This is a genomic window from Rhizobium laguerreae (genome assembly GCF_002008165.1).
GTDB classification, from domain to species: Bacteria; Pseudomonadota; Alphaproteobacteria; order Rhizobiales; family Rhizobiaceae; genus Rhizobium; species Rhizobium laguerreae.
Map to the genome: position 1 here is coordinate 654852 of NZ_MRDM01000002.1, position 11084 is coordinate 665935.

Annotated in this window: 9 protein-coding genes, 3 tRNA genes and 1 pseudogene; 8 read left to right on the plus strand and 5 right to left on the minus strand. The window is 61.0% G+C overall.

The window, feature by feature from the left end; all coding sequences use genetic code 11:
- Window positions 1-99: 99 nt before the first annotated feature.
- The 3 genes from BS630_RS03490 to prfB all read left to right on the plus strand — a co-directional run bounded on the left by BS630_RS03490 (window position 100) and on the right by prfB (window position 5545).
- Window positions 100-1350: an N-acetylmuramoyl-L-alanine amidase gene (locus BS630_RS03490; protein ID WP_077976254.1), complete on the plus strand. Its 1251-nt coding sequence runs from the start codon at window positions 100-102 to the stop codon at window positions 1348-1350.
- A gap of 375 nt (window positions 1351-1725) precedes the next feature.
- Window positions 1726-4185, plus strand: a complete 2460-nt coding sequence (locus tag BS630_RS03495; RefSeq protein WP_077976255.1) for a penicillin-binding protein 1A — start codon at window positions 1726-1728, stop codon at window positions 4183-4185.
- 228 nt (window positions 4186-4413) lie between these two features.
- Window positions 4414-5545 (plus strand): peptide chain release factor 2 gene (prfB, locus tag BS630_RS03500; RefSeq protein ID WP_128404385.1). Its coding sequence is split into 2 segments (ribosomal slippage): window positions 4414-4482 and window positions 4484-5545, totalling 1131 coding nucleotides; the frame shifts between segments, so codons are not numbered across the junction.
- Between the two features lie 79 nt (window positions 5546-5624).
- Here the strand turns inward: prfB and BS630_RS03505 are convergent.
- From BS630_RS03505 to BS630_RS03515, 3 genes are read right to left on the minus strand one after another with little or no spacing between them, the layout of a single operon-like run.
- On the minus strand, window positions 5625-6668 hold the full coding sequence (locus BS630_RS03505; RefSeq protein ID WP_077976256.1) for an alpha/beta hydrolase family protein: 1044 nt from the start codon (window positions 6666-6668) through the stop codon (window positions 5625-5627).
- Between the two features lie 34 nt (window positions 6669-6702).
- A complete protein-coding gene (locus tag BS630_RS03510) occupies window positions 6703-7218 on the minus strand; it encodes a hypothetical protein (protein WP_077976257.1) in 516 nt (171 codons plus the stop codon).
- Between the two features lie 4 nt (window positions 7219-7222).
- Window positions 7223-7996: an NAD kinase gene (locus BS630_RS03515; RefSeq protein ID WP_025394132.1), complete on the minus strand. Its 774-nt coding sequence runs from the start codon at window positions 7994-7996 to the stop codon at window positions 7223-7225.
- Between the two features lie 159 nt (window positions 7997-8155).
- Between BS630_RS03515 and BS630_RS03520 the strand changes: the two genes are divergently transcribed.
- Both BS630_RS03520 and BS630_RS03525 read left to right on the plus strand, forming a co-directional pair.
- A tRNA-Thr gene (locus BS630_RS03520) sits at window positions 8156-8231 on the plus strand.
- Window positions 8232-8457: 226 nt separating this feature from the next.
- Complete coding sequence (locus BS630_RS03525; RefSeq protein ID WP_170269531.1) at window positions 8458-8844, plus strand: hypothetical protein; 387 nt, start codon at window positions 8458-8460, stop codon at window positions 8842-8844.
- Window positions 8845-8940: 96 nt separating this feature from the next.
- Here BS630_RS03525 and BS630_RS37245 read toward each other — a convergent pair whose 3' ends face one another.
- Both BS630_RS37245 and rlmB read right to left on the minus strand, forming a co-directional pair.
- Window positions 8941-9099, minus strand: coding sequence for a hypothetical protein (locus tag BS630_RS37245; protein WP_017960031.1), 159 nt, complete (start codon window positions 9097-9099; stop codon window positions 8941-8943).
- 286 nt (window positions 9100-9385) lie between these two features.
- A complete protein-coding gene (gene rlmB, locus BS630_RS03530) occupies window positions 9386-10276 on the minus strand; it encodes a 23S rRNA (guanosine(2251)-2'-O)-methyltransferase RlmB (RefSeq protein WP_017960032.1) in 891 nt (296 codons plus the stop codon).
- A gap of 200 nt (window positions 10277-10476) precedes the next feature.
- Here rlmB and BS630_RS03535 point away from each other — a divergent pair.
- The 3 genes and pseudogenes from BS630_RS03535 to BS630_RS37630 all read left to right on the plus strand — a co-directional run.
- A tRNA-Tyr gene (locus BS630_RS03535) sits at window positions 10477-10561 on the plus strand.
- A gap of 24 nt (window positions 10562-10585) precedes the next feature.
- Window positions 10586-10659 (plus strand) — tRNA-Gly (locus BS630_RS03540).
- Between the two features lie 346 nt (window positions 10660-11005).
- A pseudogene (locus tag BS630_RS37630) lies at window positions 11006-11084 on the plus strand (GTP-binding protein); the annotation flags it as partial.

Consider the following 11084-nt stretch of genomic DNA (forward strand, 5'->3'; position numbering starts at 1 on the left):
GTGATCGCGATTCGGCAGGCTGCAGCGGGTGTTTCGTCACAGGACGTTGGCCGCAGCCGCGTCGGGTCCCTCGCAATACAGATAGGGTGTGGCGGTTTATTGTTTAAGAGGGCTCGGATCGCGGCGAAATCCGCAGCGCGGCGATCGACATTCGCAAGGCGGGTTCTGGCGGCGCTTTTGACTGCTAGTCTCCTGCCGGCCAGCTCTGTCGAGGCCAGGGATCCGCTGCTTGCCTATGGCGCGCGCATCGTCGGCGACGACGCAAGGACCCGCATCGTCATCGATTTCGATCGCGAGCCGCGTTTCTCCGTCCACTATATCGCCAATCCGGAACGCATCGTCGTTGACTTGCCGGCGACCGCCTTCGGGTTTCCGGCGAAGGATCTTGCCGCCCGCGGCCTGTTCAAGGATATCCGCTACGGCAAGATGGACGAAGAGAGCGCCCGCATCGTGCTGACGACGGCAGGGCCGGTGAAGCTGGCGCTTGCCAAGGTGCAGGCCGATGAGACGGGCAACGGCCATCGCCTGGTGCTCGATGCGGAGATGATCGACAAGAAGGCCTTTGCCGAACTGGTGAAGACGCAATCCTGGAGCGATCGGACTGAGGCGGCTCAGACGACAAGCGCCATTCCGGCACCGCAAAAGGCTGCTCCCGGCGATTTCGTCATCGCCGTCGACGCCGGCCATGGCGGCATCGACACCGGCGCGATCGGCGTCGACACCAAGACCGAGGAAAAACAGGTGACGCTCGCCTTCGCCAAGGCCTTCACCGAACGGCTGAACAAGGAACCGGGCATCAAGGCTTTCCTGACGCGCGAGGACGACGAGTTCCTGTCGCTTTCGCAGCGTGTGCTGATCGCCCGCCAGAACCATGCCGGCCTCTTCATTTCGCTGCATGCCGATACGCTGAAGCAGAAGGATATCCGCGGCGCGACCGTCTACACGATCTCCGACAAGGCATCCGACAAGCTCGCCGCCGACCTTGCCGAACGTGAAAACCTATCGGATCAGATCGCCGGCAAGGAGACGGTCGCCGAGCCGCCCGAGGTCGCCGACATCCTGCTCGATCTGACGCGGCGCGAGACCCAGGCTTTCTCCATCTCGCTGGCCGAGAGTGTGTTGAATTCTTTCAAGGATCAGGTCGGCACCATCAACAATCCGCACCGTCATGCCGGCTTCCGCGTGCTGCAGGCCCCCGACGTGCCGTCGATCCTTCTCGAAATCGGGTTCCTCTCGAATGCCGAGGACGAGAAATTGCTGCTCGACGAGGGCTGGCGCGGCAAGATCGCCGGTCTCTTGACCGACGCAGTGAAGCGATACCGCGCCGCCGTCATGGCGAATGGCGGCTGACGGCCGCCGCCTAAAAATCTGTAGCGGTTGCGGCACGGCGGCCCACCTGAAAACAAACATACATAAAAACAAAGATTTAAGTGCGCCGCATGAATCAAATTCTGAGCAAGATACCTCAGATTGGCGGCGGGAGCGGGCGTTGCTTGGATGTGACAGTTCTAATGAAACGCCGCCGCAGCGGTGAATGCGGCGCAGACAGCCCTATTTTGCTCACATTCGCGCCGTTACTCCGGCTTATGTTTCGCAGCCTGAGGCGCGGAATCGGCTTGTGGCGGTAGCGCTCATGGAGTAAGCCGCGCAACGTGCAAATTGCCTTGATCTTTGCAATCGTTGCGTCTGCGCCGATTGAAGATCGAAATGACCGGTAGCTGAAATATGGTTAGACTTTTTGGATATTTCTTCGGAATGGCCTGCGTCCTGTTTCTGGTCGCGGCGGCGGGTATTGCCATTTATCTCGCCAATGTCGCGAAGGATCTTCCGGACTATGCCGTTCTGAACAGCTATGCGCCGCCGGTGACGACCCGCGTCCATGCCGGCAACGGCGCTTTGATGGCCGAGTATGCCAAGGAAAAGCGTCTCTTCCTGCCGATCCAGGCGGTTCCCGACCGTGTGAAGGCGGCTTTCCTGTCGGCCGAAGACAAGAACTTCTACAATCATCCGGGCGTCGATCTGACCGGTCTCGGCCGCGCAATCCTCGTCAACCTGCAGAATTTCGGTTCCGGCCGCCGCCCGGTCGGCGCCTCCACAATCACCCAGCAGGTGGCCAAGAACTTCCTTTTGAGCTCGGACCAGACGATCGACCGCAAGATCAAGGAAGCGATCCTCTCCTTCCGTATCGAGCAGGCCTATAGCAAGGACAAGATCCTCGAACTCTACCTGAACGAGATCTTCTTCGGTCTGAATTCCTATGGCATCGCCGGCGCAGCACTCACCTATTTCAACAAATCCGTCACCGAACTGACCGTCGCCGAAGCCGCCTATCTGGCATCGCTGCCGAAGGGTCCTGCCAATTATCATCCGTTCCGCCATCCGGAAGCTGCACTCGAGCGTCGCAACTGGGTGATCGACCGCATGGTCGAGAACGGCTATGTCAGCCAGAGCGACGGCCAGGAAGCCAAGAAGCAGCCGCTCGGCGTCACCGCCCGCACCACCGGCCCTTCGCTCTTTGCTTCGGATTATTTCGCCGAAGCCGTGCGCCGCCAGCTGATCGACCAGTACGGCGAAAAGGTCCTCTATGAGGGCGGCCTTTCGGTGCGCACGTCGCTCGATCCGCAGATGCAGCTCGCTGCCCGCAAGGCGCTGCAGGACGGTCTGGTCACCTATGATGAGCGCCGCGGTTTCCACGGCCCGATCAAGCAGATCGATGCCAGCGGTGATTGGGGCAAGGCGCTTGCCGATATTCCCACACTGTCCGACGTGCCGGAATGGCGGCTCGCCGTCGTGCTCGCCGTATCCGAGTCGACCGTCGACATCGGCCTGCAGCCGGCCAAGGATGGAAGCGGCAAGGTTGCAGCCGATCGCCAGCGCGGCACGATCGACGCCAAGAACATGCAGTGGGCCTTCCGTTCGTCCGACGGCGCCCGCAAGACCACGAAATCGCCGGTCGGCGCCGTGTCCCCCGGTGACGTTGTCTATGTCGCAAAGCTCGGTGACGACGCGTCGACCTCCTATCGCCTGCAGCAGCCGCCGAAGGTGCAGGGTGGCCTGGTCGCCATGGATCCGAAGACCGGCCGCGTGCTCGCCATGGTCGGCGGCTTCTCCTATGCCCAGTCCGAATTCAACCGCGCCACCCAGGCGATGCGCCAGCCGGGTTCCTCGTTCAAGCCTTTCGTCTACGCGGCGGCGATGGACAATGGTTATACGCCGGCTTCGGTCATCATGGACGCGCCGATCGAAATCGTCTCGGGCGGCCAAGTCTGGAGGCCGGAGAACTACGGCGGCGAATCCGGCGGCCCGTCGACGCTGCGTTCGGGCATCGAGCATTCGCGCAATCTGATGACGGTGCGCCTCGCCAACGATCTCGGCATGAACATCGTCGCCGAATATGCCGAGCGCTTCGGCATCTACGATCACATGCTGCCGGTTCTTTCCATGTCGCTCGGCGCCGGCGACACGACAGTGCTGCGCATGGTCTCGGCCTATTCGGTCATCGCCAATGGCGGCAAGCAGATCAAGCCGACATTGATCGACCGCATCCAGGACCGCTACGGCAAGACGATCTTCAAGCATGAGGAGCGTCTGTGCGAGGGCTGTAATGCCGGCGACTGGCAGAACCAGGAAGAGCCGAATGTCGTCGACAATCGCGAAACCGTTCTCGATCCGATGACCGCCTACCAGATCACGTCGATGATGCAGGGCGTCATCCAGCGCGGCACCGCTGCCGGCAAGATCGATCTCGGCGGTCGCGACGTCGCCGGAAAGACCGGCACCACCAACGACGAGAAGGATGCCTGGTTCGTCGGCTTCACGCCGGATTTGGTCGCAGGCCTCTATATGGGCTTCGATACGCCGGGCCCGCTCGGCCGCGGCGGCACCGGCGGCGGTCTCTCCGCCCCGATCTTCAACGAATTTATGCAGGTGGCTGTCAAGGACACGCCGGAATCGAAATTCGTCATTCCATCAGGCATGAACCTGATCCCGATCGACCGCAAGACCGGCATGGCCGCCGTCGACGGCGATCCGAACACCATCATCGAGGCCTTCAAGCCCGGAACCGGCCCGGCCGACAGCTTCTCCGTCATCGGAATGGACAGCACCATGGCGCCGGAGGAAATCCTGAAAACGTCGCCGCAGGCAAACCAGGCTGTCCAGACCGGCACGCCCGGCCTGTTCTGACCGAGACCTGAATTTTGTATGCCCGCCGCGGCCCTTTACATCCGCGGTGGGCGTCTCTAGAGCAATTCCAGCAAAAGTGCATAGCGGTTTTGCCGAGAAAAGCGCAAAGCGACTTTCCCAGGGAATTGCGCGAAACCAAAAAGATAGAGCATCTCCGTGGCTCGGAGAAAAACGGAAATGCGCTATCTCACCAGCACCTGAAGAAGACCGAGACAGAGAAGCAGGAAAATGCGAGCGGAAATCGAAAACGTGGTCGATGAAACCAAGCAGGCTATCACCCTGCTGAGGAGGCATCTTTGACTGGGACCAGGCGATAAGACGGCTGGACTGGTTGAACAACAAGGCAGAGGATCCGAACCTCTGGAACGACGCTTCCGAAGCGCAGAAGCTGATGCGCGAACGCCAGCAACTCGATGACGGCATCAACGGCGTCAAGCAGCTCGAGCAGCAGCTGAACGACAATATCGAGCTGATCGAGCTTGGCGAGGAAGAGGGCGACCAGAGCGTCGTCAAGGAAGCCGAAGACACGCTGAAGGCCTTGAAGGCCGAGGCCGGGCGCCGTCAGGTGGAAGCCATGCTCTCTGGCGAAGCCGATGGCAACGACACCTATCTCGAAGTCCATTCCGGCGCCGGCGGCACCGAAAGCCAGGACTGGGCGAACATGCTTTTGCGCATGTACACCCGCTGGGCCGAACGCCAGCGCTTCAAGGTCGAGCTTCTCGAAGTCCATGACGGCGAAGAGGCGGGCATCAAGTCCGCGACCCTGCTCGTCAAGGGCCACAATGCCTATGGCTGGCTGAAGACGGAATCGGGCGTGCACCGACTGGTGCGCATCTCGCCCTACGACAGCAATGCGCGTCGCCACACCTCCTTCTCGTCGATCTGGGTCTATCCGGTTGTCGACGACTCGATCCAGATCGAGATCAACGAAAGCGACTGCCGCATCGATACCTATCGTTCGTCGGGTGCTGGCGGCCAGCACGTCAACACCACCGACTCGGCCGTGCGCATCACGCATATCCCCACCGGCATCGTCGTGCAGTGCCAGCAGGAGCGCTCGCAGCACAAGAACCGCGCCAAGGCCTGGGACATGCTGCGTGCCCGCATGTATGAAGCCGAACTGAAGAAGCGCGAGGACGCCGCCAGCGCCGAAGCCGCTTCCAAGACGGAGATCGGCTGGGGCCACCAGATTCGCTCCTATGTGTTGCAGCCCTATCAGATGGTCAAGGACCTGCGCACCGGCGTCGCCAGCAGCGCGCCGGATGACGTTCTCGACGGCGACCTGAACGAGTTCATGGAAGCAGCACTCGCTCACCGCATCAGCGGCGCCGCCGACGCGGTTGTCGAGGATGTCGACTGATCGGATTGACGATGGATGAGTTGGAAAGCCCCGACGGGGCTTTCCTTTTGCTCAAACCATTATGCAGCAATTCAAAATGTTACAGCGTCCTTTGCGCCTCTGAAAAGACGCGCGGCGCTGTAATGCCGCTGTCTTGAAACAGTGCTGCCGACAGATCGGCAATCTCGTCATGAATGGCTGCGCGCTCAATGCCCGGGGGATCGGTAAAGAGTTCCGCCGCAAAGGCGAGGCCGAGCGCTGTGCCCTCTGGCACGAAGACATAGTGCCCAAGGCCGCCGCCGAAGATTCTAAGAGCGCCGCGCCGCAGTCGCGCATGCAGCCACGACGAACATTCTTCGGCCGGTGACGCCCGGTCGGCATCACCGACCAGGATAAAGGCAGGCGCATCGACGGCTTTCAGGCTTTCCTCGCTGAAGCCGAGAACGGACCGGCCCGGCGCGCAGATGAGTGCGGCCTTGATTCTGTCGTCTCGGTAAGACTCCGACATCCGGGACCACGAATCGCGAAACACATCGCTGGTGCGCAGCAATGCCGGGATATGATCGGCAAGGTCGGGAAATTCCCTCGGTCCGCGCGCGCCACCCGGCTTCATCCTGGACGGTTCGAACTGCGAGAACTGGGCGACAGCGCCAAGCAGCAGCATCACACTATAGGCTCCGGCCGAAAATCCGGCTGCGAAGACGTTGTTCGTATCGATATGGCCTGAGAGATCGCTGAGCCACGCATCGCAATGGTCGAGCATGTAGCTTAGATCCGGCGCCCGCTCCCAAAGGCAGGCAAAGCCTTCAGCGCGGTAGGGCTCGATGCCGGTATTGCCGTGATGGCTGACGCCGAGCGCTGCAAATCCGCGATCGACCAGGCGTCGCGCCAGCCACTCCAGTCCGGCCGCGGAGCCGCCGGTGCCATGCGACAACAGGACGAGGGGATAGGGCCTGGCCTCCGGCCGGATGGGTGCATCGCGGGCGACGGCCGCCTTCTGGAACCAGCTTCTTTCCGGGACGTCGCTTTGCGCGTCGTCGGCGGCGGGGTACCAGAGGGACCAACTGATGGGTCTGGGGCCGGCGGCGTCCCAGCTCGACCTGTTCTCGTCGCAGAGGACGCCGTCGCGAAAGCCCAGTTTCATCGCTTGGATGCCCCTCTGAACAATTCCCAGCCGTTCAATTCGTCGCCTTCTCGACGGTGATGTCGCCGAATTCGTCGATCAGCACGGTCCAGCCATCTGGCTCCGCGGCAGGGTCGGTCTTCAGATAGACTGTGGCGAAGAGCCCCGGCTGCTTGATGATGCCGTTCGAATTTTCGGGGCGGATATCGGTCACGTAAGGCTTCAGGTCGCTGAACTCCTGCAGCTCGATGGTCGAGGCGATCGCCGGGCCGGTCTCGGTCTGGGCAATCTGCTGCAGATAGACCTTCGAGGTCCTGTCCGGCTGGCGCACGGCAAAGAGCTTGTAGTAGCCGTGGCGCTGCGTCCCTTCTTCTTCGGGGTTAGCAACGCTCTCGGCGCCCGTCGGCGCCCGCTCGACATTAGGTGCGTTGCCGTCGTCCTCCCAATAACCGGTGCTGGTCGCGAAAATCACCGCTGCCGGCAGGAGGGCATCCTGCGCCGGCGCGGCCTCCGCTGTGACGCTCCATCCCGCAAGCAGGAGGCTGGTCATCAATATCCGTCGCATTGCCATCGTCTCAATCCTTGAACTGCTCGGCGAGAATACGGTCGGACCAGGAGCGGTCGGGATCAGAAAGAATGCGCGCCGTCACATGCTCCGACTGGGCGATGCGGATATGCAGCACCGACTTGACCTCGGTATTGTCGGCCACTGCGTTGACCGGCCGCTTCTCAGGCTCGAGAATGTCGATATCGACCGTCACCTTGTTCGGCAGCAGAGCGCCCCTCCAGCGCCGCGGCCTGAAAGCGCTGACCGGCGTCATTGCGAGCAGCGGCGCCTCGAGCGGCAGGATCGGGCCATGGGCGGAAAGATTATAAGCCGTCGATCCGGCAGGTGTCGCCACCATCAGCCCGTCGCAGATCAGTTCCTCCAGCCGGACGCGCCCGTCCACCATGACCCTCAGGTTAGCGGCCTGATAGGACTGGCGAAAAAGATAGACTTCGTTGATGGCGAGCGCCGTCGAGTTGGTGCCGTCGGCGTTGGCCGTCGTCATCTGCAATGGCCGAAAGACGTTTTCGACGGCGACGCAGATTCGCTCTTGAAGCCGGTCGGTCCGATAATCGTTCATTAGGAAGCCGACCGAGCCGCGATTCATGCCGTAAACCAGCTTGCCGGAATTCATGGTGTTGTGCAGCGTCTGCAGCATGAAACCGTCGCCGCCGAGCGCGACGATGACGTCGGCTTCGTCAGCCGGTACGTCGCCATAGATGCCAATCAACTCCTCGCGCGCGGCAAGCGCCTCCGTCGTTGGTGAGGCGAGAAAGGAAAGCGTCTGAAATGAACGGCCCATGCAATGCCCTTTATGATGCTGCCCTAGCTAAAGGATAAAGGCCTTGCGCGACAAGGACGTTTTCTATCGCGAAGCGTTTTGAGCTGCAGCCGAGTTGTCCGCGCAGACACGGATTTTCCCTTTACAGAATTATAGAATCTGCTAGTTGGGGCAACTAACGCCCTTGTAGCTCAGTTGGTAGAGCACCTGATTTGTAATCAGGGGGTCCCGGGTTCGAACCCTGGCGGGGGCACCAGCCTACGCTCTGTGAGCTTCGGCTCGGCGAGTCGAAGAGAGCAGCTAAGCGGAGGCTGTCGCGTCGTAGTTCCGTCAGGAACGAAGGCGGACTGGTTCGAGAATGATCCGGCCACCATCTTTTCCCCACAATACCGTCTGCTACCCCATAGTCTGGGTTCGATGCTGTTTGGCTCAATCGCACCGGCAGACTTTTCAGAAGGTTCATATCGTTTGATGAACCGCGCGTGAAGGGCTGCTTCAGCGCCAATTCAGCCGCGCCCGCCTATCTTCGCCTCATCATCAATGAGGAAACAGCCATGAAGCTCGCACATCTCTTTCTTGCCGCAACCATTTCCGTCGGTGCGGCTTTCGCGTCCGTTGCACCGGCGGCCGCCATGCCGGCCGAGCGGCCGGCGGTGTCGACTGAGGGCGAAATCGTTCAAATTCGTGATGGCTGGCGACGTGATCGCGACCGTGACGATCGTGGTTGGCGCCATGAGCGCGATTGGCGCCGGTCCGACTGGCGCGATGATCGCCGTCATTGGCGGCGGTGGCGTGCCGAGCGTTGGCAGGAGCGCCGCGAGTGGCGCGATCGCGATCGCGGCATGCCGTTCTGGCTCTACCGCAGCTGACGATAACGGCCCGGATCATCCGGGCCGTTACTTTAATGAGTGACGGGCTCGTTGACGCCGCCTCGATCCTGATCTCCGTCCGCGTTCCTGCCAGAATTATTGCACCGGTCCCGGCGTCGCGGGGCCGGGCACTATCGGTGACAGGGGATCGGGCTGGTGGACGGGGTGCGACGTGTCCACCCAGATGATGCTGAGGATAATCACGACGAAGACCGCGATGAAGAGGATACCGAAAATCAGCGGTCGAATGGCCATGATAGGGATCGTTCCTTCTTGCTTCTGAGTGGGTCGCTGTGACCAATCATTGGCCGATCATAGTGCTCCGGGGTGTCATTCCAAGGCAAAAGTGGATTTTTCTGGCATCGGAGCCGGACTGCGGCAGCGGCGGACGAGCGAAAGCGGCCTGCCGCCTTCCAGAGCCGCGAGCGTGGGAATAAAACGGATCATGACAATTCCCCTATTGCCGCGACGACAGCGTCACGCGCCTTTTCAGACGCGCAAAGGACGTTGTAGCACTTTGAATGACTGCCTGCGGGCCAGCCTATGCCTTTAGGTGGATCCGCGCCGCATAAAGCGCGATTGCCGCTGCATTCGAGACGTTGAGCGATTTGATCGAGCCCGGCATGTCGAGACGGGCAAGTGCGTTGACGGTTTCCCGCGTCTTCTGCCGAAGTCCCTTGCCCTCGGAGCCGAGCACGAGCGCCACTTTCTCGCCCGAGAAGGTGCCTTCGAGTGGCGCCGGCCCTTCCGAATCGAGGCCGATGGTGGAGAAACCGAGCTTGTGCAATTCACCGAGCGCATCGGCGAGATTGGTGACCTGTATATAAGGTATCAGTTCCAGCGCGCCGGAGGCGGACTTGGCGAGCACGCCCGATTCGGTCGGGCTATGTCTCTGGGTGGTGATGACCGCTCCCGCATTGAAGGCGACGGCCGAGCGCATGATCGCGCCGACATTGTGCGGATCGGTCACCTGATCGAGGACGAGCAGGAGAGGGCTTTCCTTCAGCGCTTCGAGCCGGCGCACCGGAAGCGGCCGTGTTTCCAGCATCACGCCCTGATGGATCGCCTCCGGGCCGAGCACCTTGTCGATCTCCTGCGGCGAGACGATCTCGAAGGGAATGCCGAGCGCCTCGACGTCGACTTCGAGGCGCGCCAGTGCATTCTGCGTCACGAACAGCTTGATCTTCTTGCGCTCGGGATTGTCGAGCGCTGCACGCACCGTATGCAGACCATAGAGATGCACTTGGTCGGGCGCCAGCGTTGGCGGCTTCCAGTCCTCGCCGCCGCGCTTGCGCTTCTGCGGCTGAGGTGTCGGAATCTCGCCGCGTTCGCGCTTGGCGTCACGGTGGGCGCGCCGCAGAGTGGCGTAATGCGTATCCTTGGCGGATGGGTCTGTCGCGGTCTTGCCGCCGGATTTGTTGTCTTTGCTCATGCAGCTTTATAGCCATGGCGCTCGCTGCCGCATAGGCTTTCTTTCATATGCCGGCTTTCGGTGGCGAATGAAATTTTTCGTGTTTTTTCCGTTGTCATCGTGTTGACAGACTGAAATGCTCCGGTCATATACGCGGCGCAGACGACGGGCGGCAACGCTTCGAAGTCTGACGAACTTGGTCTTGCGATCCGGACGAAACTGGAGAGATGCCCGAGTGGTTAAAGGGGACGGACTGTAAATCCGTTGGCTCAGCCTACGTTGGTTCAAATCCAACTCTCTCCACCATTCGTCATCGGATCGGACCACCCCGCGGGTATAGCTCAATGGTAGAGCAGCAGCCTTCCAAGCTGAATACGCGGGTTCGATTCCCGCTACCCGCTCCAGTTTCCGTTACGCTACTTCATATGACCGCTGCAGCGGTCGTCCCTAGATGTCTCCGGCGCCGCCTGAGAAGCTGATGATTGCGGTTATCGGCTGGCAGGGAAGGGCGCTCGACGCCGAACGTCTATGGTGCGTCTCCGGCGGTCAATGCGATTTTCTCTAAGATTTCAGCGATTTTCGAGGGGGCTTTGGCGAATCGCCTTGCAGGAGGCGAATTGTCTCCCATATGCGCTGTCAGGCCAAGTTTGGCGTCTGCAATTAAGTCTTGCGCAATGTCGCCGAAAGCCTTAAACGGCGGCACTAAACCGGTTCGCCGGGGCCACCATTTCGTTCACAGGAAGCATTCAAATGGGAAAGAGTAAGTTTGAGCGCAACAAGCCGCACGTCAACATTGGCACGATTGGCCACGTTGACCACGGCAAGACGT